This is a genomic window from Pedococcus sp. P5_B7, from assembly GCF_054049895.1.
In genome coordinates, this window is the sequence record NZ_JBFULM010000002.1 from 1 (window position 1) to 24,185 (window position 24,185).

Sequence of the window (24,185 nt, forward strand, 5' to 3'; positions counted from 1 at the left end):
CCCGCCCCCGCGGCAGCCGCCCCCGCGGCAGCGGCGGTGGCGGCGCCCGCAGCGGCGGCGGCCAGCGACTCGCCCCGCCGGGCCGCCTCGAAGGCCTGGGGCAGGCAGGCGCGCAGCGACAGCAGCCTGGCCTGACCGGCATACACACCACCCAGCAGTGGCTCGACGAGGCGGTCGACGACTGCCTCACCCAACCGCGCCGAGACGTAGTCACCGACCGACACGTCGTCGAACTCGCCGGCCTCCCAGGGCTGCTCGGCTTCGGCCCTGGCCACCTCGGCGGATGACAGGATGCCGAGCGCGGAGGACGCCGGCGACGGGATGCCCATGAGGGTCCCCTTGGGCAGCGGGTGGAGGTCGCCGCGCGACCAGATCGACGCAGCGGTCGTCGCCGGGTGCACCACGTCGAGGTCGAGTCCCAGCTCGGTGACCAGGTCGAGCGCCTCCGGTCGCCGGGCGAGCATCGACTCGGCGCCGACGTCGAGGGCGACGCCCGCCACGGGTTCCCGGCGGAGCTTGCCACCCGGACGGTCGGCTGCGTCGACCAGCGTGATGGTCGCGTCGGGAAGCGCATGCGACAGCTCCCAAGCGCAGGCAAGCCCACTGATGCCTCCCCCGACGATGAGGATTCGTGATCCGACCATGCCCACACCCTTTCAAGATCGTGACTCTTTCGACACCACCGGGTGGGAACGTCGAGCGCACGGCACGAGTCGCACCGGTATCCGCACCGCCGCACGACCTCTCCACGACCCGCTCCACCACCAGGGAGTCGCCATGATCCGTGTTCGATCGCACCGCACCGCTGCCGCCATCGGGGCAGCCCTCCTCGCCACCCTCGCCCTCGCCTCGTGCGCTGGAAGCAGCGGCGACAGCTCCGGCAGCTCTGCCGCCTCCGGCCCCCAGGCCGGGTTCTCCGACGAGTCAGGAGGGCGCGCAGCCGACTCCTCCGGCGACACACCATCGTCCGCGGGCAGCCCCGGCAAGGGCGCCAGCGGCTCGACCGCCGACCCGGTGACCACCGCCAACCTCGCCGCCAGCCAGGACTCCCTGGCCCGCCGAGCCTCGATCGCGTTGAAGGTCAAGAACATCGGCCAGGCCGTGGCCAAGGTGCGGGCCACCACTGCCACCGCCCAGGGCATCGTCCTGTCGGAGAACATCGGCACGGCGGCCGGTGACGCACCCTTGGCCGAGTCGGCCAAGGTCACCGCGACGACCTATGGCGAGATCACCATCTCGGTGCCCTCGGCCGAGCTCGACCGGGTCATCGCCGAGCTTGGCTCGGTCGGCACCGTCATCCGGTCCACGAGCTCCAGCGAGAACGTCGGTGGGCAGATCGTCGACACCACCTCACGACTGCAGACCATGCGCGTCAGCGTCGAGCGGGTGCGGGCCTTCCTCGAGGACGCCAAGGACCTCAACCAGATCGTGGCCCTCGAGGCCGAGCTGACCCGTCGCCAGTCGGACCTCGAGTCGCTCGAGGCGCAGCTCGCGTCGCTGAAGGGCAGCGTGGCCCGCTCGCCCATCCAGATCAGCCTGACCACCGAGCCCGGCGCAATCGTCGAGGAGCCGGACCAGGCCGGGTTCCTCGTCGGGCTCAAGGGCGGCTGGGACGCCTTCACCGGCTCGCTGAGCGTGCTGCTCACCGTCCTCGGGGCCCTGCTCCCGTTCCTCGCCCTGTTCGCCCTGCTGGGCCTTCCGGTGTGGTGGTACCTGCGTCGGCGACGTCCGGTGAACCCGTCGCCTGCAGTCCTCCCCCAGTAGGTCCCGCGGGGGCATGCCGAGGTCGGTCAGCGTGTGAGTGCGTCAGCGCTGGCCGACCTCGTGCACGAGCTCGACGACGCGGGTGAGGACGTCGGGGTCGGTGTCCGGCAGGACGCCGTGGCCCAGGTTGAAGATGTGTCCCGGAGCGGCGCGGCCCTCCTCGACGATCGATCGCACCGTGGCCTCCAGGGCCTCCCACGGCGCGAAGAGCAGCGCGGGGTCGAGGTTGCCCTGCACGGCATACCGGCCATCGAGCCGGGCCAGTGCGTCGGTGAGGGACACGCGGTAGTCGACCCCCACCACGTCGGCGCCGACGGCGCCCATCGACGCCAGCAGCTCACCGGTGCCGACCCCGAAGTGGATCATCGGTATGCCGCGGCCCGCGACAGCGGCGAGCGCGGCGGTGGAGTGCGGCGCCACGAAGCGCTCGTAGTCGGCGCGCGGGAGGGCGCCCACCCACGAGTCGAAGAGCTGCACGGCCGAGGCGCCGGCTGCGGCCTGCACATCGAGGAAGGCGCCGGAGATCTGGGCCAGCCGGGCGCACAGGTCGTGCCAGAGCTGGGGGTCGCCGTACATCAGCGCCTTGGTGTGCTCGTGGTTCTTGCTCGGGCCGCCCTCGACGAGGTAGCTGGCCAGGGTGAAGGGGGCGCCCGCGAACCCGATGAGGGGAGTCGCCCCCAGCTCGGCCGTCAGCAGCCCCACGGCCTCGGTGATGTAGGGGACGTGGTCGGGGGTGAGCTCGGGCAGCCGGTCGAGGTCCGCGCGGGTGCGGATCGGCTTGGCGACGACCGGGCCGACCCCGGCGACGATGTCGAGGTCGACCCCGACGGCAGCGAGCGGCACCACGATGTCGGAGAAGAAGATCGCGGCGTCGACGCCGTGGCGGCGCACCGGCTGCAGGGTGATCTCCGTGACGAGGTCGGGACGGCGGCACGAGTCGAGCATGCCGATGCCCTCACGCACCGCGCGGTACTCCGGCAGCGACCGCCCGGCCTGGCGCATGAACCACACCGGCGTGTGGCTGACGGGTTCGCGGCGGGCAGCACGGACCAGGGCAGAGTCGTGGGGGGAGGTCACCGAGCGATTCTAGGTGGCCTAGAGGGCGATGATCGCCGCGCCCGCCAGCGAGAGCACGGCCCCCACCTGCTGGATCCTGCGCAGCTTCTCCTTGAGCAGCAGCCGCGCCAGCAGGATGGTGACCACGGGATAGAGCGAGCCGAGCACGCTGGCGACACTGACCTGCCCCCGGGACGACGCGATCCCGAAGAGCAGGTTCGCACCCATGTCGCCGCAGCCGATGAGGAGCAGGGCCGGCAGCTCCTTCACCACGACGCCGCCGCGGCCGCGCACGACGAGGGCCAGGGTCGTGAAGACGACGAACGACACCCCGCGCATCCCCCAGAGGGTCATCAGGGTGGAGGACCGCGCGCCACGGTCGATGCAGAACAGCGCGAGGCCGAACCCGACCGCCGCGATCCCGGCCAGCACGACCGGTCGAGGTGACACCCCACCACTGAGCTCGGGTCCCGACGCGAGGGTCACCCCGACCACGGCGACCACGATGCCCAGCCAGGTCCAGGAGGACGGCTCGTCCCCGGTGGCGACTCCCAGGAGCACGGGCACGGCCACGCCGAGGGCCGCGATGGGCGCGACGACCCCGATGGTGCCGGTCGCGAGCGCGGTGTAGAAGCAGAGCAGCCCGGCCACCCCCGACAGGGCGGCGCCGACCGACCACAGGGGCCAGCCGCTCCACGTGACGTGGTCCCAGCGGACCGCGACGGCGACGCACAGCACGAGGAAGGCGAGCGACTGGGTCCACCCGACCACGGCCACGGCCGGCCTGCGGCGGGAGAACAGCCCCGCGAAGAAGTCCGAGGTGCCCCAGCACGCGCTGGACGCGAGCGCGAGCAGGGAGAGCATGCGCGCACGCTACCTTTCGGCGCGACACGACGCGGACGGCAACCTCCCTGTGATATCCGACCCCTCGGCATACCCTCTGATGGTGGGCAGCCGAACGGTCCCTGGCGACCAATCCCCCGAGTTCACGCAGGCGCTCAGCGACCTGCGCGGGGCGCGGTTGCGCCCCGAGATCCGACTCACCGAGGTCCCTGCTCCCCAGCGCATCGCGCCGTATGCCGTGGCGCTCACCGCCGAGGTGGTCGGCGCCGCTGCGGACGAGGACGAGCTCGCCTCCGGACGCTTCGTGCTGTTGCACGACCCGTCGGTCCCGGACCCGTGGGACGGCGCCTGGCGCGCCGTCACCTTCGCCCGGGCCGAGCTCGAGCCCGAGCTGGCCAACGACCCGATGCTCGGGGCGGTCGGCTGGTCGTGGCTGACCGATGCGCTGGAGAGCCACCACCTCGGCTACACCGCGGAGGCAGGCACGGTCACCCGCGTCGTCTCCGAGAGCTTCGCGGGGCTGTCCGACCGACCCGCCAGCGTCGAGATGGAGGTCCGCGCCTCGTGGACCCCGGTGGCCGGCAATGTCGGTGCCCACCTGGTCGCGTGGTCCGACCTGCTGTGCACCATCGCGGGGCTCCCGCCGCTGCCGGAGGGCGTCATCGCCCTGCCCGGGCCACGCCGTTGAACGGTGGAGTGCTGAGCGCCACGCGGTGCCGGGACGCGCTGGCCCGATAGGTTGACCCGGTGACCGACACCGACGCCGACCAGGCGGTGGAGCCCGAGCAGGAGCCAGCCCCGCCGCTGACCCCGCTCGACATGCCCGCCGACGGGGTGCCGCCGGTGGTCGAGTCGGAGCGGGCGCTGATGGAGGCCGCCCGCGCGATCGCCGCCGGCGAGGGCCCGGTCGCCCTCGACGCCGAACGCGCCAGCGGCTACCGCTACGGCCAGCGTGCCTACCTCGTGCAGCTCCGCCGCGAGGGGTCCGGCACCTGGCTGATCGACCCCATCGCGTGCCCCGACCTGTCGCCGGTCAACGACGCCATCGGCAGCGCCGAGTGGATCCTGCACGCCGCCACCCAGGACCTGGCCTGCCTGGCCGAGGTGGGGCTGCGACCGCAGCAGCTGTTCGACACCGAGCTCGCCGGGCGCCTCCTGGGCCTTCCGCGGGTCGGCCTGGCCGCCGTCGTCGAGCACTACCTGGGCCTGTCGCTGGCCAAGGAGCACTCGGCGGTCGACTGGTCCACGCGTCCCCTGCCGGAGCCCTGGCTGCGCTACGCGGCCCTCGACGTGGAGGTCCTCGTCGACGTCCGCAACCTGATGGGGGTCGACCTTGCCCGCCAGGGCAAGGACAGCTGGGCCCGCGAGGAGTTCGAGGCGCTGCTCGACTTCACCGGTCCCGCGCAGCGGGTCGACCCGTGGCGCCGCACCAGCGGGATGCACCGCGTCCGGCACCGCAGGATCGCCGCCGTGGTGCGCGAGCTGTGGGAGACCCGCGACCAGATCGCCCAGGACCGTGACGTCTCCCCCGGCCGGGTGCTGCCCGACGCCGTGCTGGTCGAGGTCGCGATGGAGTCGCCCACCGAGAACGGCGCGCTGCCCAGTGGTCACCGCTCGGTGCGCCGCTACCAGCGCCAGTGGCTCGACGCCATCGCCCGGGCCAACGCGATCCCGGACGCCGACCTGCCCCCCATGACCCTGCGCTCCGACGGCCCGCCCCCGCAGCGGTCGTGGGCCGAGCGCAACCCGGTCGCCGCGGCCCGGCTCACCGCCACGCGGGAGGCGCTGACCGCGTTCGCCACCGAGCACGCGATCCCGGTCGAGAACGTCCTGTCCCCGGAGCCACTGCGCCGCGTGATCTGGTCACCGCCCGCAGAACACACGGCGGCAGCGTTCGCAGAGGCCCTGTCCGGGCTCGGGGCCCGGCACTGGCAGACCGCCGTGGTCGCGCCCCTGATCGAGGCGGCCTTCGAGGCCAACCCCGACGCCTGACCGTTCCCCGGCGCCTACTCATGCAAAAGGCGAGTTAGCGCCGCCCCAGAACGGCGCTAACTCGCCTTTTGCATGAGATGGCGTCCGGAAGAGGGGCGGCCGGGTGACGGCTCTCACGCGCGGAGCCGGTGACCCGCTTGTTACCGCGGAGTAGCATCGAGCGCGGACCCACCGGCATACCGGTGAACCACCACCCCGAGCCAGATCCACATACCCAGGGAGGCCACCCGTGCCCCGCACCCTTCATGAGGTCGTGTTCGTCGACGGTGTCCGGACACCGTTCGGCAAGGCCGGCGACAAGGGCATGTACGCCCAGACGCGCGCCGACGACCTCGTCATCCGCTGCATCCGCGAGCTGATGCGCCGCCACCCCGAGCTCCCGCCGGAGCGCGTCGAGGAGGTGGCCATCGCCGCCACCACGCAGATCGGAGACCAGGGCCTCACGCTCGGTCGCATGGCCGCCCTCCTCTCGGGTCTGCCCAAGACCACTCCCGGCTACTCGGTCGACCGCATGTGCGCCGGCGCGATGACCGCCGTGACGACCACGGCGAGCTCGATCGCATTCGGCTCGATCGACATCGCCATCGCCGGAGGGGTCGAGCACATGGGCCGCCACCCCATGGGTGAGGGCGTCGACCCCAACCCGCGGATCGTCGCGGAGAAGCTGGTCGACCCCTCGGCCCTGGTCATGGGCTCGACGGCGGAGAACCTGCACGACCGCTACCCGTCGATCACCAAGGACCGCAGCGACGCGTATGCCGTGGGGTCGCAGGACAAGCTCGCCAAGGCCTACGCCAACGAGCAGATCCAGCCCGACCTCGTGCCCGTCGCCACCCGCCACCAGGAGCTCGGCTACGGCCTGGCCACCCAGGACGAGCCGCCGCGCCCGGGCACCACCGTGGCGGACCTCGCCACGCTCAAGACCCCGTTCCGACCGCACGGCAACGTCAGCGCCGGCAACTCGGCCGGGCTCAACGACGGTGCCACCGCGTGCCTCCTCGCGTCGGAGACGGCGGCCCGCGAGCTCGGCCTGCCGGTGAAGATGCGCCTCGTCGACTTCGCGTTCGTGGGTGTCGAGCCCGAGGTGATGGGCATCGGCCCCGTCCCGGCCACCGAGAAGGCCCTGGCCAAGGCCGGCCTGTCGATCGAGGACATCGGCCTGTTCGAGCTGAACGAGGCGTTCGCCGTGCAGGTGCTCGCCTTCCTCGAGCACTTCGACATCGCCGACGACGACCCCCGGGTCAACCAGTACGGCGGGGCGATCGCCGTCGGGCACCCGCTCGCGTCGTCCGGCGTGCGGCTGATGACCCAGCTCGCCCGCCAGTTCGAGGAGCACCCCGAGGTGCGCTTCGGCCTGACCGCCATGTGCATCGGGATCGGGATGGGCGCCGCCGTGATCTGGGAGAACCCCCACCACGCCGACTACGGCAAGGAGGTCGCAGCATGAGCGACACCACCACGAGCACCACTCCCGCGTTCGAGGAGGTCGTGACCCACACCCCGGTCCGCGACGTCGTGCTGCCGGGCAAGGCCGGCACACTGGCCCTCATCACCTTGGACAACGGCTTCGACCACACCAAGCCCAACACCTTCGGCCCGCAGACCATCGTCGGCCTCAAGGCCACGGTCGATGCCCTGCGGGCGCGCGCCGAAGCCGGCGAGATCCAGGCCGTCGGCATCACCGGCAAGCCGTTCATCTTCGCCGTCGGCGCCGACCTCAAGGCAGTCTCCCAGGCAGCAGACCGCGAGCAGGCGCTAGAGGTCGCTCGCGCGGGGCACGCGGCCTTTGCGGCGATCATGGACCTGCCCGTGCCGACCTTCGCGTTCGTCAACGGTGCGGCCATGGGTGGCGGCGTGGAGATCGCCCTGTCCACCGACTACCGCACCATCTCGGCTGGGGTCCCCGCGCTGGCCCTGCCGGAGACCTTCCTCGGTCTCGTCCCCGGCTGGGGCGGCTGCTACCTGCTGCCCAACCTGGTCGGCCCGGCCAACGCCCTCAAGGTCATCATCGAGAACCCGATGACCATGAACCGCATGCTCAAGGGTCCGCAGGCCTTCGAGCTGGGCCTGGCCGACGTGTTGCTCGAGCCGGCCGACTTCCTCGAGGAGTCGCTGCTCTGGGCGGCCTCGGTGCTGTCCGGCCGGACGAAGGTCGACCGCCCCCCGGTCTCGACCGACGAGGCCGAGTGGACCGCGGCGATCAAGGCAGCCAAGGGTCTGGTCGACCTCAAGACCGGTGGCAAGGCTCCCGCGCCCTACCGCGCGCTGCAGCTCGTCGGTCAGGCGCGCACCGCGACCCGCGACGAGGCCTTCGCCGCCGAGGACGAGGCCCTCGCGGACCTCGTCATGGGTGACGAGCTGCGGGCCGGGCTCTACTCGTTCGACCTCGTCCAGCGTCGCGCCAAGCGCCCCGCCGGCGCGCCCGACAAGGCCCTGGCCCGCAAGGTCACCAAGGTCGGCATCGTGGGCGCCGGACTCATGGCGAGCCAGCTCGCCCTGCTGTTCGCCCAGCGGCTCGAGGTGCCGGTCGTCATGACCGACCTCGACGAGGAGCGGGTCGCCAAGGGCGTGGGCTACGTCCACGGCGAGGTCGACAAGCTGCTCGGCAAGAAGCGGGTCAGCTCCGACAAGGCCAACCGGCTGAAGGGCCTGGTCACCGGGGCGACGTCCAAGGACGGCTTCGCGGACGCAGACTTCGTCATCGAAGCGGTCTTCGAGGAGATGTCGGTCAAGAAGCAGGTCTGGTCCGAGGTCGAGGCGATCGTCAGCGCCGAGTGCGTCCTCGCGACCAACACCTCGTCCCTGTCGATCACCGAGATGGCCTCGGAGCTCGCCCACCCCGAGCGGGTCGTCGGGTTCCACTTCTTCAACCCGGTCGCCGTCATGCCGCTCCTCGAGATCATCAAGGGCGAGCAGACCGACGACGCCACCCTCGCCACAGCATTCGCCACCGGCAAGGGACTGAAGAAGACGACCATCCTCGTCAAGGACAGCCCGTCCTTCATCGTGAACCGCCTGCTCGGACGGTTCATGGGCGAGGTCGCCAAGGTGGTCGACGAGGGCACCCCGATCGAGGTCGCCGACCGTGCGTTCGCGGGGCTCGCCCCGATGCCGCCGTTCATCCTCCTCGGCCTGGTCGGCCCGGCCATCGCGCTGCACAACAACGAGACCCTGGCCCAGGCCTTCCCCGACCGCTTCTACGTCTCCGAGAACCTGCGCAAGGTCGTGGCCGCGAAGAAGTCGGCCATCTACACCTGGCCCGAGGGCAAGCCGGTCGTCGACCCCGAGGTCGAGGCGCTCTTCGACAAGCCGGCCGACCCGGTGGTGCTGTCCACCGAGGAGGTCCGGGAGCGCGTGCTGGGCGTCCTCGCCGACGAGGCGCGCCGGATGCTCGACGAGGGCGTGGTCGCCGCTCCGATGGACCTCGACCTGGCCATGATCACCGGTGCCGGGTTCCAGTTCTGGAACGGCGGCCTCACCCCCCTGCTCGACCGCGAGGGCGTGGCCGAGAAGGTGACCGGCCGGCGCTTCCTGCCGCCCGGCGCCGCAAGCGTCCCCGCCTAGGCGAGGGACCCCAGCAAGGCCGGTGGCCGGCATACCGAAGCGACGGTGTGCCGGCCGCCGGCCTGTCCGGACCGACCACACAGGTTCGCAGCCAACTGTGGGCTGGCACCACATGCTCGCGTGCTTGCGCCGCACCTAGTCTCACCGCATGCCGATGACGCCAACGCTGCTCGACCTGTCCGGACGGAGCGCGTTGGTCACCGGCGCCGCCAGCGGCATCGGTGCCGCCTGCGTCGAGCGGCTGGTCGCGGCCAAGGCCAGCGTGTATGCCGTGGACCGCGACGCCGAGGGCCTCTCCCGGTTCGACCGGGTCGGCGCGGTCGAGACGCTCGCGATGGACCTGGCCGACCTCGACGCGGTCGACGCCCTGCCGGGCACCGTCGACATCCTGGTCAACAACGCCGGCATCCAGCACGTCAGCCCAATCCACGAGTTCCCGGTGGAGACCTGGGACCTCATCATCCGGCTCATGCTGACCTCGCCGTTCCGGCTGACCCGCCGCGTCCTGCCCCACATGTACGACCAGGGCTGGGGCCGGGTCGTCAACGTCTCGAGCGTCCACGGCCTGCGGGCGAGCGCCTACAAGGCCGCCTACGTCTCGGCCAAGCACGGGCTGGAGGGCCTGTCCAAGGTGACCGCGCTCGAGGGTGGCGAGCACGGGGTCACCAGCAACTGCGTCAACCCGGCCTACGTGCGCACGCCCCTGGTCGAGCAGCAGATCAGCGACCAGGCCCGCACCCACGGCATCTCCGAGGACGAGGTCGTCGAGCAGGTCATGCTGGCGCCGGTCGCCCTCAAGCGGCTGGTCGAACCGGACGAGGTCGCCGAGCTGGTGGCCTTCCTGTGCAGCCCGGCCGCGGACTCGGTCTCGGGCTCGTCGTTCTCGATGGACGGCGGCTGGACCGCCCACTGAGCGGGCCCGCCGCCTAGGATCCGACTCGATGGACGCCCACGACGACTCCCCGGCGATGACGCTGCTGCGCCTGCTCGCGCAGGGGGCTCCGGCGGCCGAGCTCGAGGCGGTGGTCCCCCACGCCTCCGGTCCCGACGACCCCGCGGCTGCCCAGGCCGACGAGGCCCGCGAGCTGGCGCTGCGCGTGCGGGCGGCCTTCGACTCGCGGCGCCGCCGCGAGGCCGAGCTCACCGGCCTCGTGGAGACGGCTCGTGACCTGGCTGCGATGCGTGACCCCAGCGGCATCCTCGAGGCGATCGTCCGTCGGGCCAGGGCCCTGCTCGGGACCGACGTCTCCTACCTCACGCTGTTCGACCCGCAGGCGGGCGACACCTTCATGCGCGCGACCGACGGCTCCGTCAGCTCCGAGTTCCAGGTGGTGCGGCTGTCGCTCGGCGATGGCCTCGGCGGGCTCGTCGCCTCGACCCGCAAGCCCTACTGGAGCGCCGACTACCTGCACGACCACCGCTTCCAGCACACCGGCGCGATCGACAGCGCCGTCGGTGACGAGGGCCTGGTCTCGATCTGCGGCACTCCCCTGGTCGTCGAGGACGAGTTCGTGGGGGTGCTGTTCGCGGCCAACCGCTCCCCGCGCCCCTTCTCCCCCGACCAGGTGGCCCTGCTCGGCTCCCTCGCGGCGCTGGCCGCGGTGTCGATCGTGCAGACCCGCAGCGCCGAGGAGGTCCGACGCCACACCGCCGGGGTGGAGCGCGCCGCTGCCGCCCACGACCGGTTCGCCGAGCTGGTCCTCGCCGGTGGCGGCGTCGACGACATCACCAAGGCGCTGGGCGACCTGCTCGGCGGGTGGGTGGTGCTGCTGAGCTCGGAGGGCGAGCTGCTCAGCACCCACGGGTCGACCCCGCTGCCGGACGACGGCACCGCTGGCGCCCTCGCCCGGTCGCGCGCGGTCCGCGAGACGGACAGCACCGGACGGCTCGCGCAGGACCCCGGCACGGACCAGTGGGCCATCGGCGTGAAGGCGCCGCAGACCCCGCTGGGCACCCTCGTCCTCGGGGGTGTGGGTGTCCTCGACGACGCCGACCGCCGCACCGTCGAGCGCGCGTCGGTCGTGAGCGCGCTCGTCCTGCTCTTCGAGCGCACCGCCGCCGAGGCCGAGCAACGCGTCCGCACCGACCTCGTGGCCGACCTGGTCAGCGGTCGCGGTGACCCCACGTCACTGGCCACCCGGGCGAGGGCCCAGGGCATCGACCCGGGTGCCGCCCACGCCGTGCTGGTCGCGCACGCCGACCCCGACACCCCGCGCCGCACCCTGCTGCTCGCCGCCCACGCTGCCGCTGGGCACGGCTCCGTCGTCGGTGAGCACGACGGCCACGTGGTCGCCCTGCTCCCGTCGCAGGACCCGCACGAGGCCGCCGTCGAGCTCGCCCGCCGCCTGAGCCGGCTCGCCACGGTGACCGTCGGCGCGGCGGGACCGACGACCCTCGGCGCCGACGTGCCGGCCGTGTGGCGGGAAGCCGTCCGCACCGTCTCAGCGCTCGTCTCACTCGGGCTGGAGGGCACCGGAGCAAGCGCCGGCCACCTCGGTTTCGCAGGTCTGGTCGTCGGGTCCGCACCCGACGTCAGCGGCTACGTGCGCCAACACCTGGGCCCCCTGCTCGACTACGACGCCCGCCGCGGCTCCGAGCTGGTCAAGACCCTCCAGGCCTACTTCGACGCCGGCGGCAGCCCCCGCCACGCGGCCACCGACCTGCACGTCCACGTCAACACCGTGAGCCAGCGCCTGGAGCGGATCTCCGCGCTCCTCGGGCCGCACTGGCAGCGCCCCGGCGAGTCGCTCGAGCTCCAGCTGGCGCTGCGCCTGATGCGGCTCAGCGCAGGCGGGTCGCCAACGAGGTAGCCACCGCGTCCGCGGTGAGGCCGACCTCCTCGAGCACCTGTCCCCGCGACGCGTGGTCGAGGAACCGCTTCGGTATGCCGTGCACGTGCACCGGCACGTCGACGTCGGCCTCGCGCAGGGCCAGGGCCACCGCGGCTCCCACTCCTCCGCTGACGAGGTTGTCCTCGACCACGGCGACGGCACCCGCGCGTCGAGCCATCTCGACGAGGTCAGCACTGACCGGCAGCACCCATCGGGGGTCGACGGCCGTGACCGAATGTCCCTGCGCCTCGAGCTTGCCCGCGATGTCGACGGCCATGCCGGCGAAGGCGCCGACCCCGACCAGGAGCAGGTCGCAGCTGTCCCTCGAGGTCTCGTGGAGCACGTCGACGACGCCGTCCTGGCGGATGGCGTCGACGGCCGGCCCCACGTCACCCTTGGGGAACCGGAGCACGGTCGGCCCGTCGGTGACGTCGATCGCCTCGCGCAGCTGGCGCTTGACCTGGTCGCCGTCGCGGGGCGCGGCCAGCCGCAGGCCGGGGACGACCGACGCGATCGTCATGTCCCACATGCCGTTGTGCGAGGCGCCGTCACTCCCGGTCACGCCGGCTCGGTCGAGCACGAAGGTCACGCCCGCCTTGTGCAGGGCGCAGTCCATGAGCAGCTGGTCGAAGGCCCGGTTGAGGAAGGTGGCGTAGACCGCGACGACCGGATGCAGGCCGGCATACGCCAGGCCGCTGGCCATGGTCACGGCGTGCTGCTCGGCGATCCCGACGTCGAAGACGCGGTCGGGGTACGCAGCGGCGAAGCCGTCGAGGCCGACCGGGATGAGCATCGCCGCCGTGAGGGCCACGACGTCCTCGCGCTCGCGGCCGATCGCGACCATCTCGTCGTTGAACTCGTCGGTCCAGATCCGGCCGCTCACCTCGAACGGCAGCCCGGTCTCGGGGTTGAACTTGCCGATGGCGTGCCACTGGTCGCCCTCGTCCCGGCGGGCGGGGTCGTAGCCGCGGCCCTTCTCGGTGATGACGTGGACGAGCACGGGGCCGCCGAACGCCCTGGCCCGACGCAGCGCCGCCTCGACCGCCTGCTCGTCGTGGCCGTCGACCGGACCGAGGTACTTCAGCCCGAGGTCCTCGAACATGCCCTGCGGCGCGACGATGTCCTTGAGGCCCTTCTTCATCCCGTGCAGCGTCTCGTACATCGCGCCACCGACCACGGGGGTGCGGCTGAGGGTGTTCTTGCCCCAGTCGAGGAACCGTTCGTAGCCGCGGGTGGTGCGCAGCGTCGCGAGGTGGTCGGCCAGGCCGCCGATGGTCGGGGCGTAGGACCGCTCGTTGTCGTTGACCACGATGGTCAGGGGCAGGTCCTTGTCGGCCGCGATGTTGTTGATGGCCTCCCACGCCATGCCACCGGTGAGCGCTCCGTCACCGATGACCGCCACGGTGTGCCGACCCTTCTCGCCACGCAGCCGCCGGGCCTTGGCGATGCCGTCGGCCCAGGACAGGGCGGTCGACGCGTGGGAGTTCTCGACGATGTCGTGCTCGGACTCGGCCCGGCTGGGGTAGCCCGACAGGCCGCCCTGCTTCTTGAGCTGGCTGAAGTCGTGGCGACCGGTGAGCAGCTTGTGCACGTAGGACTGGTGGCCGGTGTCGAAGACGATGGCGTCCTGGGGGCTGTCGAAGACGCGGTGCAGCGCGATGGTCAGCTCGACCACCCCGAGGTTGGGGCCCAGGTGGCCGCCGGTCTTGGAGACGGACTCGACGAGGAAGTCACGGATCTCCTGGGCCAGCCCGGGCAGCTGGGCAGGCGTCAGCGCCTTGAGGTCGGCCGGGCCGGTGATGGTCTCGAGCACTCCCACGCACGCCGTCCTTCCGGTTGTGTCAGCACAGGGGCATATCTCTGCAGGGGAACCGCCCGAGTCTATGCGCCCCCGCTGACCCGGACCTCCTGCGGCACCCCGGTGACCTCGACCGCTCCGTCGCGGCTGACCGAGACCGAGAACGGCACGCCACCCAGCCGCAGGCCTTCGACGTGGAGCGCGCCGAACGGCAGGGGCAGGACGGGGTCGACGTGCAGGACCCCGCCGGGCAGGTCGGCACGCAGGCCGAGCGCGACGGTGAGGATGGCACCGGCCGAGGCCGCGGACCACGCCTGGGGCCGGCACGAGGCCGGGTAGGGCGAGGGGCGACCCAAGCTGCGCTGGTGGCCTCCGCCGCCACCCAAGGGCAGGCCCGAGTAGAGCTCGGGCCACCGGTAGTCGAACGCCTCGGCGGACGCCACGAGGGTCTGCGCCACGCGGGCGGCCGGCCCGGTCAGCCCTTCGCGCGCGAGGCCCAGCGCGACGATGGCCGTGTCGTGGGTCCAGACCGAGCCGGTGTGGTAGCCGATCGGGTTGAAGCCACCGTTGCCCGTGCCGAGGGTGCGCACGCCGAAGGTGTCGAGCAGCTCGTCTCCCGTGACCGTCGCCCCGACGCTGGCGGCCTCCGCGGGGTCGAGGGTGCCGGTGCCGAGCGCGTGCCCCATGTTGGAGCCCAGCCCGTCCACCGGCTTGCCGGACCCGTCGAGCGCCATCGCGAGGTAGCGGCCCTCACCGCCCTCGACCCAGAACGCCTGCCGCACGCGCTCACGCAGCGCCCCGGCCTCCGCCCGTGCCGGGTCCGCTCCGTCCTCACCCAGCGCCTCGAGGAGGTCGGCTGCCCCGAGCAGTGCCTCCACGGCATACGCCTGGGCCTCGACGAGGGCGATCGGCGCGGCAGCGACGCTGCCGTCGCGCATCCGCATCGAGTCACCGGAGTCCTTCCAGCCCTGGTTGGCGAGGCCGTGACCCGACGTGTCGAGGTACTTGAGGAAACCGTCGTCGTCGGGCTGGCCGTCCGAGGTGAGCCAGGCCAGCGCGGCGCGCAGGTTGGGGAGCAGCGCGCGCACCTCGGCCTCGGGCAGACCCCACCGCCAGGTCTCGACGAGCAAGGTCACCCACAGGGCGGTGGCGTCGACGGTGCCGTAGTAGAGCGGCGGGAGTGCCAGGTCACCCTTGCGCGGCGACCCCGTGTATGCCGTGCGGCGCACCTCGTGGGGGATCTTGCCCGGCTGCTCGGCCGAGTCGGCATCGTGTCGCGTGCCCTGTCGTCTGGCCAGTGCGCGGAGGGTGCCGGCGGCGAGCTCGGTGCCGAAGGGCAGCATCATGCGCGCCGCCCAGATCGAGTCCCGCCCGAAAAGCGTGAGATACCAAGGGGATCCGGCTGCGGCGAAGACATCGGACGGCTCGAGCGGGTCACGGAGCAGGAGATGCCGCAGGTCGTCGGTCGACTGCGCGACGAGGGGGGCGAGACGGGGTTCGTCGGACGTGATGCGGATGTCGCGCCACGTGACGGCGTCGCCGCCCGGGTCGGCGTCGAACTCCGAGGCGGCGGTCCGGGAGGCGCTGACCGTGACCCGGACCGTCTGGCTCTCGCCGGGCTCCACGACGACGTCGTGGCTCACGACGGCGCGGTCCGCGGCGACCTCGAGTCCGGTCGGCGCGGGGTCGACGTCGACGCGCGTGCGGTGCCGTTCGGTGGTGAACGTCAGGACCCCGTCGACCAGCTCGGGCGGCACCGCCGGCGCGCCGAAGGCGCCGTACTTCACCCGCGCGATGGCCAGGCCGTCCGACCCGAGCTCGAGCCGCAACGTCGCGCGGACGGTGCGTGCGGCGCGCGAGGTCACCGTGACGTCCTCGTGCAGGGTGGCGCCCTCCAGGGTGCGCACCCTGCGGATCTCCACGGTCGGGTCAGGGCCCTCGTCACCGAGCCCGCGAGCCGCGCCGAAGAACTCCGCGGTGGCTCCCCCGGCCTCGGAGGCGACCGCGCTGGGTGTCTCGCCGGAGACGGTCAGCTCGAGCCTGGACAGCAGGCGCACGTCGTCCACGAACAGCCCGTGGCCCGCGCCGGGGCTCACGTCACCCGTGGTCGCCGACAGCGCGGTCGCGTTGCCGTCGACGATGATCCGCAGGTCGTGCAGCCACGGTTGACGCGGGCTCTGCTCGGTGGTCACGCGGGCCTCGTTTCCGGTTGAGCACTGAGGGGTCCACCCAGGGGTTGGTGGCCATGATCTCTTGACTGGCGGCCCGTCGTGGGCCATATTCAGCCTAGTTGGAACGTTCAAATGGGGCATCTCCACCATGGCCCGTCGGTCGATCACAGCGCAAGGGAGCGGTTGTGGCAAGTGGACCAGAGCAGTACCGCGGACGAGCGACGATCGTCGACGTCGCCACCGCGGCCGGAGTGTCCCGCCAGACCGTCAGCAACGCCCTCAACTACCCCGACCGGGTCGCCCCCAGCACCCTCGCGCGGGTGCATCGCGAGATCGAGCGGCTCGGGTTCACCCCCAACGCCGCCGCCCAGCAGCTGAGGCGGCGCAAGGCCTCCGCCTACGGGTTCGAGGTGAACCCCTCCGGCGCCGGCAAGATGGGTCACATCCTCGACGGCTTCCTCGTCGAGCTGACCGTGGCCGCCCCCGACCACAGCTGCCACCTGGTCACCTTCGCGCCCGACCTGAGCAGCCTGCTCTCGGGCTACGACCAGATCCTGTCCACCGGGCTGGTCGACGGGTTCGTGCTGGGAGACACGAGGCACGACGACCCCCGACCCGCGTGGCTGCTCCAGAACGACGTGCCCTTCGTGACCTTCGGCCGGATCTGGGACGAGCCGCAGATGGGCCGGTGGGTCGACGTCGACGGACGCGCCGGCATGGAGCTCGCGGTCGGGCACCTGCTCGGCCAGGGCTACACCTCGGTCGCCTACCTCGGGTGGCCGGAGGGCTCCCCCGTCGGCGACGACCGGCGCCGCGGCTGGCTGGCCGGCCTGGCCGACGCGGGCCTGGCGGACGATCCCATCGCCGAGGAGGCCGTCCAGGACCTCGCGGTCGCCACGGCGGCAGCCGACCGGTTGCTGGCGCGACTCGGTCCCGACAGCGCGATCCTCTGCGCCTCCGACCTGCTGGCCCTCGGCGCCCTGAGGGCGGTCCGCAACCGCGGTCTCGAGCCCGGCCGCGACATCGGCGTCGTGGGCTTCGACGACAGCGACGTCGCCGAGGCCCTGCAGCTGACCAGCCTGCGCCAGCCCCTCCGGCAGGCGGCCGCCGAAGCGTGGCGGATCGTCCACGAGAAGGGCACCGACCTGTCCCTCACCGCCCTGCTGGCCCCGACGCTCTCGATCCGCGAGAGCACCTCCCGCGCGGGCGACCCCTCGGCACCCCCTCCGACTGCTACGCCCCGACCCAGACCCTGACCCACGACCCCTGACCCACGACCCCTGACCCACGACCCCTGAGTTACCCAGGTCGTCCGACACCCGGCGGACGGCACCCCCACCCCAAGGAGCACCCATGAGGCGCAACACCACCCTGGCCCTGGTCGTCGCGGCCACGACATCGTTGGCGCTGACCGCCTGCGGTGGCGGCGGCTTCGACGAAGGCGCGAAGCCACAGCAGTCGTCGGGCCCGGCGAAGCTGCAGATCCTGATCGGCACGTCCGGCGACGCCGAGACCGCCGCCGTCAAGGCGGCCGCTGACACCTGGGCCAAGAAGACCGGCAACACCGCCGAGGTCGTCGTGGCCTCCGACCTCAACCAGCAGCTCGGACAGGGCTTCGCCGGTGGCACTCCGCCGGACATCTTCTACGCCGACGCCGGCCGCATCGGCGACTTCGCCAAGGCGGGCAACCTCTACGCCTACGGCGACCAGGTCAAGGACGCGGGCTACCTCGACAGCCTCGTGCAGACCTACACCTACGACGGCAAGCTCCAGTGCGCGCCAAAGGACTTCTCGACGCTCGCCCTGGTCATCAACACCGAGATGTGGACCAAGGCCGGTCTGACCGACGCCGACATCCCCAAGGACTGGGCAGGCCTGGAGACGGTGGCCAAGAAGCTCACCAGCGGCAAGGTCACCGGCCTGGTCGTCAGTGGCGAATGGGCCCGGCTCGGGGTCTTCATGCGTCAGGCCGGCGGCTGGGTCGTCAGCCCCGACGGCAAGACCGTGACGGCCGACTCGCCGGAGAACGTCGCCGGGCTCACCGAGGCGCAGAAGCTGCTCAAGGCCGGCTCGATGAAGTACGCCAAGCAGGTCGACGCCGGCTGGGGTGGCGAGGCGCTGGGCAAGGGCAAGGCCGCGATGACCATCGAGGGCAACTGGATCCGCGGCGCGCTGAAGAACGACTTCCCCACCATCAAGGCCAAGGTCGTCGAGCTGCCGGCTGGTCCGGGCGGCAAGGGCACCCTGCTGTTCAGCAACTGCTGGGGCATCGCCGCCAAGTCGAAGAACCAGGCCGCCGCGGTCGACCTCGTGAAGTCGCTGACCTCGGTCGACCAGCAGATGGCCTTCGCCAAGGCGTTCGGTGTCATGCCGTCCACCAAGGAGGGCTCGACGCAGTATGCCGCCGCCTTCCCTGACGATGCCGCCTTCTCCGCCGGTGGTGCCTACGGCACCGGTCCGGTGAACGTGCCGGGCTTCGACCCCGTCATGGCCGCCTTCAACACCGACCTCGAGCAGCTGGCGAGCAAGGACCCGAAGACGATCCTGTCCAGCCTGCAGAAGAACGGCGACGCGGCCCTCAAGGGTCAGTGAGCATGACTGTCATCCCCGGATCCCGTCGCCGCGCCAAGGCCGGCGGCGGGATCCGCGGCGGCGAGTCCGTCGCAGGCTGGTTGTTCACCGCACCGATGATGATCATCCTCGGGCTCTTCCTGTTCATCCCGATCGTCATGGCGCTCTACGTCAGCTTCACCAACTGGAACGGCAACGGATCGCCCTTCAACGGCGGCACGAACGCCGAGTGGGTGGGGACCAGCAACTACACGTCGCTGTTCACCCAGGACGGACTCAAGCGCGCCAACTTCATGCAGTCGCTCAACAACAACTTCTGGTACGTGCTGTTCGTCGTGCCGCTGCAGACGGCGGTGTCGTTCTTCCTGGCGCTGATCGTCAGCAACCGCTTCCTCAAGGGAAAGGGCTTCTTCCGCACCGCCTTCTACTTTCCCTCGGTCACGAGCTCGATCGCGATCAGCGTGGTGTTCCTCTTCCTCTTCGCCAACTCGGGCGCGGTGAACGCGGTCCTCAGCGCCGTGGGCATCAAGGGGCCGGCGTGGTTCAGCGACTCGCGGGGGCTCTTCCACATCGTGCTGGGGTGGTTCGGCGCGGGTGACAACCCCGGCTGGGGCCAGGGCCTGATCCTGGGCCGCTCCGTCTGGGACTGGTTCGCCGGGCCCTCGGTCGCCATGTGCGTCGTCATCATCCTGGCTGTCTGGACCACCACCGGCACCTTCATGCTGATGTTCCTGGCGGCCCTGCAGGACGTGCCGGTCGAGGTCGAGGAGGCCGCCATGCTCGACGGCGCCACCGGCTGGCAGAAGCTGCGCCACGTCACCATCCCCATGCTCAAGCCGGCGTTCTTCCTCGTGACCACGCTCGGTCTGATCGGCACCTGGCAGCTCTTCGACCAGATCTACGTCATGGGCAAGGGCGCGCCCGCCAACACCACCCTGACCCCCGCCTACCTGTCCTACAAGCAGTCCTTCACCAGCCTCCAGTACGGCAGTGGCGCGGCGATGTCGTTCATCGTCTTCGTCCTCATCGTCGCGCTGACCGCCTTCCAGCGATGGCTGATGCGTGACAAGGACGCCAAGCCGAGGCGACGCTTCGGACGGGCAGCTGCGGTCGGCGTCGCGACCCAGGGCACCGGCACCGGAGGGGTGAAGTGAACCAGCGCACCAAGGGTTGGAAGCTCACCCTCTTCTACGTCGTGCTCGTGGCCTTCGCGATCATCTATCTCTACCCGTTCCTCATCCAGACCGCGACGTCGTTCAAGTCCAACGCCAGCGCCACCGACAACCCCCTGAGCCTGGTCCCCAACCCGCTCGACCTCTCGACCTGGAAGCGGATCTTCGGCATCGGTGGGGACACCTCGCTCCCCATCATGCGGTGGCTCACGAACTCCGTCGTCGTCACCGTCGTGATCACGGCGGCTCGGGTGTTCCTCGACAGCATGGCCGGATATGCGTTGTCCCGGCTGAGGTTTCGCGGCCGCGGGTTCCTCTTCTCCACCGTGCTCGCCGTGATGAGCGTGCCGGGCGTCGCGCTCCTGATCCCGAAGTTCCTGATGGTGAACTACCTCGGCATCTACGACAGCTACACCGCGATGGTCCTGCCGCTGGTCGTCGACGCTGCCGGGGTCTTCATCATGAAGCAGTTCTTCGACTCGGTCCCGGTGTCGATCGAGGAGGCCGCGCGGATCGACGGGGCTGGCGTCTTCCGGACCTTCTGGTCGGTGGTGCTGCCGATGGCCCGCCCGGCCCTGATCACGCTGACGATCCTGTCGTTCCAGGGGTCGTGGAACGAGTTCACCCACTTCCTGGTCACGACGCAGAGCCCGGAGCTGAAGACCCTCGTGACCGGCCTGGCCAGCCTGGCCAGCGGCGACCTGGGTGCTGGCTCGCAGTACCCGCTCAAGCTCGGAGCCGCCCTCCTGACGACGATCCCGGTCGCGGTGCTGTTCTTCGCGTTCCAGCGCTACTTCGTCTCGGGCGCCAACGAGGGGGCCGAGAAGGGCTGACGCCGTCGGTAGGCCGCCGTGCCCCACCGGGCGCGGCGGCCTACCGTGGGTCGGGGCACGGTCGGGGCACGGTCGGAGCTCACAACCGGGGCACGTAGCGCTTGCCCTGCAGCGCGTCGTAAATCAGCCCCGCACTGCGTCGCGCGGCCAGCAGCCGCACCCCCTCGGTCTCGAGGTCGGCCAGCACCTGGGCCAGTCCCTCGCTGGTGAGGTGATCACCCAGCTCGACGCGCACCTCGCGGTAGGCCTGCCGCATCGCGACCACCTGCGCGTCGATGTGCCGGGTCGTCATCCAGGCCAGCGCGACGGGCTGACGTCGCCACCCGGCATACAGGCGGTACTCGGAGGGGCAGAAGTCGAGCAGCCACGAGACGGCGGGCACCTGCCAGCCGTGCGACTCCGGTGGTGGCACCAGTGGCGGCCAGCCCGGGGGTACCGCGGGGCTCGCAGGTCTCGTCGGCGACGGACCCGCGAGGCGTCCCGCGACCTCACCCGGTCGGCGAGCCGAAGCAGTCATCGCCGGCCGTGCTGGACGACCGGCGGGAATCCAGCGATTCGAACATGTGTTCGATCATAGGGCATGAGCGAGCTCCGCTGGACCGGATGAGGGAAGTCGCACCACGGAGAAGCGGGCACCCCGCAGGGCGCGACGGAAGGACGGACGGCGGGCTGCTTCACCGTCCGTCCTCCCCTGCCGGGTCAGCTCACGTCGGCGAACCTCCGCGCGGTGACCCGGGTACCTGCTCCCGCGAGGAGCAGGAGCCCAGCGACCAGCAGGAGCTGCCATGGCAGGCCACCACCGGTCATGGCGAGCGACGCCGCGGTGGCCATGCCCAGGGCAGGAAGCGCCGAGGCTGACGGCGGGCCGGTCGCACCGTCCGCCGTGTCACCCCCGGGCTGGCCGCTCGAACCCCCCGCGCCGTCACCGGGGGCGGTCGGGTCGGACGGGTCCATGGGTTCGGACGGGTCCGTGGGGTCCGTCGCGTCCTCGCCGGGAGGTGTCACGGGGTCGGTCCCCGTGGCAGCTCCCGTGGTCGTGGAGTCCCCGACGACCGAGACGGAGTTGCCACCAGCTGTGACGGGGGCGGCCACCGGAGCCGTGACCTGGTTGCCACCGGCAGCCGAGYCCGCACCGGACGTCGAGTCACCGGCGGTGCCACCAGTCGAACCGGATGCCCCAGCGGGCTCCGACGGYGCTGCTGCGGTCGAGTTGGAGGACGAGGAGTCCCCCAGSACCGACACACTGTTGCCGCTGACCGTGACGGGCACCGTGGCCGCCGCAGCAGCCTGGTTGCCACCGGCAGCGGAGCCGTCTCCTGAGGTGCTGGCGGCCTGAGCGCTGGGCGCCTGAGCCGCCGCTGGTGCGGTGGCGTTCGACCCGGACGAGTCCGAGTCCCCCACCGCTGAGATGGAGCTGCCCGTCGCGGTGACCGGCACGACGACCGAGACTGCCGCCTGGCTGCCGCCGAGGGCGCTGTCCGCGCCCGTGGTGCCTTCGTCGGCTGACGCCTGTCCTGCGAAGAACAGGATGCCGCCCCCGACCACGAGAGCCACTTCGAGCCCTCTGCGCACGTATGCATGCATGGTCTTTCCTTCCTGATCGTGCTGTGTCGCCCGTGTCCGGGCATGGCTCATCTGCGCCGAGATCACGGCGCGAGAGCGGCACTAGTCAGGTCGGGTACCGGGGTGTGCGGGAAGGCCGCGCGGGACGCGCCAGTCGGCGCTGCTGCGACCGAACAAGCGGGGGTCCGGGAGCACCACGCTCGGGCTCCCGGTGGCCGGGTCGCCGCCACCCTGCGCAGCGCCGCCGGGGGGCGACGGCTGGGTCGGCAGGGCCGGCGAGGAGTCGAGCGGGGCCCACGGGTCGAACGGCTCGCCGGGCCAGCTGGGTGCGGCGGGCAGTTCGGTCTGCACGGATGCCGCGTGGCGAGAGGGGCCGGCCTCGGACCTCGTCAGGAGCCCGTCCCGATCACGGGACATGGTTGGCCGGATGACCGCCCTGGCGGCTGACGGGTCACGCTCTGTCGCAACGGCTTCCGTGGCCCCCGGAAGCGGGACCACGTCGATGGGCGTCCCGTCGCCGATCGGCAGGGGCACGATCGGCGACGGGAAGCCCACGGGAGCAAGGGACTGCACGAGGGTCACGACGGTGTCGGTCACCAGCACGAGCGGTTCGCCGGCCACTGGCACCGAGCCGGCGACCTCGGCCAGGTCGATGACCTGCGTCAGCCCGCTGTCGACGGTCGACCGTGCCGTGGCCCCGACCTGGTCGAGGACCGGGGGTACCTGCCGGCCGGCAGCCTTGACGGGCGCCATCGTGGTCGTCAACGTGGTGGTCAACATCGTTGTGCCAGAACGCTTTTCGCTCGCCTGCGCGTCGGCAGGCGTGGCAGGCGTGGCAGGCGTGGCGGGCTTCGCGGGCGTGGCGGGCTTGGCGGGCGTGGCGCGCTTGGCAGACTTCGCGGGTTGGGCCGGGTGACCCGCGGGCCGCTCGGCCGTGGCCGACGACGTCCCGACGACGGTGCCCAGCACCGCCTCGAGCCCGTCCCGGTCGATCGGCGCAAGGGTGCGACCGACGTCGGAGCGTGGTTGCGAGGATGCGGATCGCTCGGCGGCCGAGGCCGGTCCGGAGGTCAGGACGACCCAGGCGAAACAGAGGAGGGCAGCGCCGATGAGCAGCCGAAGGAGGCTGCGCACGTGCATCGTCCCCTGCATGCAGTCGACCCCAAGCTCCCCGGCTCAAGGGCATTACCGTCACTCCAGTGGAGCACGGACCACGCGCAACGGCAACCGGTCAGCCCATCATCACCGCAGGTCAGGCCCACCCTTCGCACCCCAAACGGGCCCAGGGACCGTCCGCCGGACGCCACCAGAACCTCGACATCCAGTGGTTGAAGCGGTCAGGAACTGACCTCTTTGGCTCCTAGCGTGGAGCCATGACGACCACCGACCAGACCCCGACCACCGCACCCGCCACAGCACCCGCCTCCGCCGGCGGTGAGCGCGCCGACTTCCTGGAGTCGCTGCAACGCCATCGCGACTTCCTGCGCTTCACCGTCAAGGGCATCAGCGACGAGCAGGCCCGCCAGCGCACCACCGGCTCGGAGCTCACCCTCGGTGGCCTCATCAAGCACGTCGCCACCACCGAGAAGCAGTGGGCGGAGTTCATCGTCGACGGGCCCGCTCCCCGCCCCGACATCGACTGGGAGGACGTCGACTGGCAGAACCCCCCGGAGCACGTGCGGGCCTTCATGGACTCACACCGGATGACCGAAGACGAGACGCTGGCCGACTTACTCGCACACTACGATTCGGTCGCCCAAGCCACCGATGCGCTCGTGGGGAGCCTCGCTGACCTGGACGCGTCCCACCCGCTGCCGGAGGCTCCGTGGTTCGAGCCGGGGGCGCGGTGGTCGGCTCGCCGGACCCTCCTCCACATCATCGCCGAGACCGCTCAGCACGCCGGCCACGCCGACATCATCCGCGAGGCACTCGACGGACAGAAGACGATGGGCTGACGAGGTGAGCCGGTCGGGCGGCGACCGGCGAGTCCGAGGGGCGGTCCCCGGCATACGGATTCGCCGACGGCG

The 24,185-nt window shown here is 71.6% G+C and carries 20 protein-coding genes; 12 read left to right on the forward strand and 8 right to left on the reverse strand.

Going from position 1 to position 24,185, the window contains the following annotated elements:
• On the reverse strand, positions 1 to 644 hold a 644-nt coding region (gene hemG, locus ACXJKD_RS02845), incomplete at its 3' end, for a protoporphyrinogen oxidase (RefSeq protein ID WP_457252830.1).
• Positions 645 to 777: 133 nt separating this feature from the next.
• On the opposite strand from hemG, the gene ACXJKD_RS02850 reads away from it, so the two are divergent.
• On the forward strand, positions 778 to 1,764 hold the full coding sequence (locus tag ACXJKD_RS02850) for a DUF4349 domain-containing protein (RefSeq protein WP_457252831.1): 987 nt from the start codon (positions 778 to 780) through the stop codon (positions 1,762 to 1,764).
• A 42-nt stretch (positions 1,765 to 1,806) separates the two neighbouring features.
• On the opposite strand, the gene hemE is transcribed toward ACXJKD_RS02850, so the two are convergent.
• Both hemE and ACXJKD_RS02860 read right to left on the reverse strand, forming a co-directional pair.
• Positions 1,807 to 2,841: a uroporphyrinogen decarboxylase gene (gene hemE / locus ACXJKD_RS02855; RefSeq protein WP_457252832.1), complete on the reverse strand. Its 1,035-nt coding sequence runs from the start codon at positions 2,839 to 2,841 to the stop codon at positions 1,807 to 1,809.
• Between the two features lie 18 nt (positions 2,842 to 2,859).
• Positions 2,860 to 3,684 (reverse strand): DMT family transporter, encoded by an 825-nt coding sequence (locus tag ACXJKD_RS02860; protein WP_457252833.1) that lies wholly within the window; start codon positions 3,682 to 3,684, stop codon positions 2,860 to 2,862.
• A 79-nt stretch (positions 3,685 to 3,763) separates the two neighbouring features.
• Here ACXJKD_RS02860 and ACXJKD_RS02865 point away from each other — a divergent pair, with 79 nt between their 5' ends.
• The 6 genes from ACXJKD_RS02865 to ACXJKD_RS02890 all read left to right on the forward strand — a co-directional run bounded on the left by ACXJKD_RS02865 (position 3,764) and on the right by ACXJKD_RS02890 (position 12,029).
• Positions 3,764 to 4,351, forward strand: a complete 588-nt coding sequence (locus tag ACXJKD_RS02865; protein ID WP_425564830.1) for a DUF3000 domain-containing protein — start codon at positions 3,764 to 3,766, stop codon at positions 4,349 to 4,351.
• A gap of 59 nt (positions 4,352 to 4,410) precedes the next feature.
• Positions 4,411 to 5,655: an HRDC domain-containing protein gene (locus ACXJKD_RS02870; RefSeq protein WP_457252834.1), complete on the forward strand. Its 1,245-nt coding sequence runs from the start codon at positions 4,411 to 4,413 to the stop codon at positions 5,653 to 5,655.
• 229 nt (positions 5,656 to 5,884) lie between these two features.
• The gene (locus tag ACXJKD_RS02875; RefSeq protein ID WP_457252835.1) at positions 5,885 to 7,102 is read left to right on the forward strand and encodes a thiolase family protein; all 1,218 of its coding nucleotides are present in this window, start codon (positions 5,885 to 5,887) and stop codon (positions 7,100 to 7,102) included.
• Positions 7,099 to 9,219 (forward strand): 3-hydroxyacyl-CoA dehydrogenase NAD-binding domain-containing protein, encoded by a 2,121-nt coding sequence (locus ACXJKD_RS02880; protein WP_457252836.1) that lies wholly within the window; start codon positions 7,099 to 7,101, stop codon positions 9,217 to 9,219. The genes ACXJKD_RS02875 and ACXJKD_RS02880 overlap by 4 nt, the downstream gene beginning before the upstream one ends.
• 148 nt (positions 9,220 to 9,367) lie before the next feature.
• A complete protein-coding gene (locus ACXJKD_RS02885) occupies positions 9,368 to 10,132 on the forward strand; it encodes a 3-hydroxybutyrate dehydrogenase (protein ID WP_457252837.1) in 765 nt (254 codons plus the stop codon).
• A gap of 28 nt (positions 10,133 to 10,160) precedes the next feature.
• Positions 10,161 to 12,029 carry a helix-turn-helix domain-containing protein gene (locus tag ACXJKD_RS02890; protein WP_457252838.1) on the forward strand — a complete coding sequence of 623 codons (1,869 nt, stop codon included), beginning with the start codon at positions 10,161 to 10,163 and terminating at the stop codon, positions 12,027 to 12,029.
• On the opposite strand, the gene dxs is transcribed toward ACXJKD_RS02890, so the two are convergent.
• Together dxs and ACXJKD_RS02900 are read right to left on the reverse strand one after the other, a co-directional pair.
• A complete protein-coding gene (gene dxs, locus ACXJKD_RS02895; protein ID WP_457252839.1) occupies positions 12,001 to 13,869 on the reverse strand; it encodes a 1-deoxy-D-xylulose-5-phosphate synthase in 1,869 nt (622 codons plus the stop codon). The genes ACXJKD_RS02890 and dxs overlap by 29 nt on opposite strands.
• A gap of 62 nt (positions 13,870 to 13,931) precedes the next feature.
• Positions 13,932 to 16,040, reverse strand: a complete 2,109-nt coding sequence (locus tag ACXJKD_RS02900) for an amylo-alpha-1,6-glucosidase (protein ID WP_457252840.1) — start codon at positions 16,038 to 16,040, stop codon at positions 13,932 to 13,934.
• Between the two features lie 164 nt (positions 16,041 to 16,204).
• Between ACXJKD_RS02900 and ACXJKD_RS02905 the strand changes: the two genes are divergently transcribed.
• The 4 genes from ACXJKD_RS02905 (at position 16,205) to ACXJKD_RS02920 (ending at position 20,595) form a co-directional block, all read left to right on the forward strand.
• A complete protein-coding gene (locus ACXJKD_RS02905) occupies positions 16,205 to 17,275 on the forward strand; it encodes a LacI family DNA-binding transcriptional regulator (protein WP_457252841.1) in 1,071 nt (356 codons plus the stop codon).
• 97 nt (positions 17,276 to 17,372) lie between these two features.
• Positions 17,373 to 18,611, forward strand: a complete 1,239-nt coding sequence (locus ACXJKD_RS02910) for a sugar ABC transporter substrate-binding protein (protein ID WP_457252842.1) — start codon at positions 17,373 to 17,375, stop codon at positions 18,609 to 18,611.
• 2 nt (positions 18,612 to 18,613) lie between these two features.
• Positions 18,614 to 19,744, forward strand: coding sequence for a carbohydrate ABC transporter permease (locus ACXJKD_RS02915; protein ID WP_457252843.1), 1,131 nt, complete (start codon positions 18,614 to 18,616; stop codon positions 19,742 to 19,744).
• Positions 19,741 to 20,595, forward strand: a complete 855-nt coding sequence (locus tag ACXJKD_RS02920; protein WP_457252844.1) for a carbohydrate ABC transporter permease — start codon at positions 19,741 to 19,743, stop codon at positions 20,593 to 20,595. The genes ACXJKD_RS02915 and ACXJKD_RS02920 overlap by 4 nt, the downstream gene beginning before the upstream one ends.
• Positions 20,596 to 20,674: 79 nt before the next feature.
• Here ACXJKD_RS02920 and ACXJKD_RS02925 read toward each other — a convergent pair whose 3' ends face one another.
• The 3 genes from ACXJKD_RS02925 to ACXJKD_RS02935 form a co-directional block, all read right to left on the reverse strand.
• Positions 20,675 to 20,977, reverse strand: coding sequence for a hypothetical protein (locus tag ACXJKD_RS02925; RefSeq protein ID WP_457252845.1), 303 nt, complete (start codon positions 20,975 to 20,977; stop codon positions 20,675 to 20,677).
• 317 nt (positions 20,978 to 21,294) lie between these two features.
• Positions 21,295 to 22,179: a hypothetical protein gene (locus ACXJKD_RS02930; RefSeq protein WP_457252846.1), complete on the reverse strand. Its 885-nt coding sequence runs from the start codon at positions 22,177 to 22,179 to the stop codon at positions 21,295 to 21,297.
• An 81-nt stretch (positions 22,180 to 22,260) separates the two neighbouring features.
• Positions 22,261 to 23,310 (reverse strand): hypothetical protein, encoded by a 1,050-nt coding sequence (locus ACXJKD_RS02935; protein WP_457252847.1) that lies wholly within the window; start codon positions 23,308 to 23,310, stop codon positions 22,261 to 22,263.
• A gap of 221 nt (positions 23,311 to 23,531) precedes the next feature.
• On the opposite strand from ACXJKD_RS02935, the gene ACXJKD_RS02940 reads away from it, so the two are divergent.
• On the forward strand, positions 23,532 to 24,113 hold the full coding sequence (locus tag ACXJKD_RS02940) for a DinB family protein (protein WP_457252848.1): 582 nt from the start codon (positions 23,532 to 23,534) through the stop codon (positions 24,111 to 24,113).
• The last annotated feature ends 72 nt before the right edge of the window (positions 24,114 to 24,185 follow it).

What these genes read in the sequence shown, in the direction of transcription:
- ACXJKD_RS02850 (WP_457252831.1), top strand. Translation starts at nt 778, where the DNA reads ATGATCCGTGTTCGATCGCACCGCACCGCTGCCGCCATCGGGGCAGCC.
- ACXJKD_RS02860 (WP_457252833.1), bottom strand. Translation starts at nt 3,684, where the DNA reads ATGCTCTCCCTGCTCGCGCTCGCGTCCAGCGCGTGCTGGGGCACCTCG.
- ACXJKD_RS02865 (WP_425564830.1), top strand. Translation starts at nt 3,764, where the DNA reads ATGGTGGGCAGCCGAACGGTCCCTGGCGACCAATCCCCCGAGTTCACG.
- ACXJKD_RS02880 (WP_457252836.1), top strand. Translation starts at nt 7,099, where the DNA reads ATGAGCGACACCACCACGAGCACCACTCCCGCGTTCGAGGAGGTCGTG.
- ACXJKD_RS02885 (WP_457252837.1), top strand. Translation starts at nt 9,368, where the DNA reads ATGCCGATGACGCCAACGCTGCTCGACCTGTCCGGACGGAGCGCGTTG.
- ACXJKD_RS02890 (WP_457252838.1), top strand. Translation starts at nt 10,161, where the DNA reads ATGGACGCCCACGACGACTCCCCGGCGATGACGCTGCTGCGCCTGCTC.
- ACXJKD_RS02910 (WP_457252842.1), top strand. Translation starts at nt 17,373, where the DNA reads ATGAGGCGCAACACCACCCTGGCCCTGGTCGTCGCGGCCACGACATCG.
- ACXJKD_RS02915 (WP_457252843.1), top strand. Translation starts at nt 18,614, where the DNA reads ATGACTGTCATCCCCGGATCCCGTCGCCGCGCCAAGGCCGGCGGCGGG.
- ACXJKD_RS02935 (WP_457252847.1), bottom strand. Translation starts at nt 23,310, where the DNA reads ATGCAGGGGACGATGCACGTGCGCAGCCTCCTTCGGCTGCTCATCGGC.
- ACXJKD_RS02940 (WP_457252848.1), top strand. Translation starts at nt 23,532, where the DNA reads ATGACGACCACCGACCAGACCCCGACCACCGCACCCGCCACAGCACCC.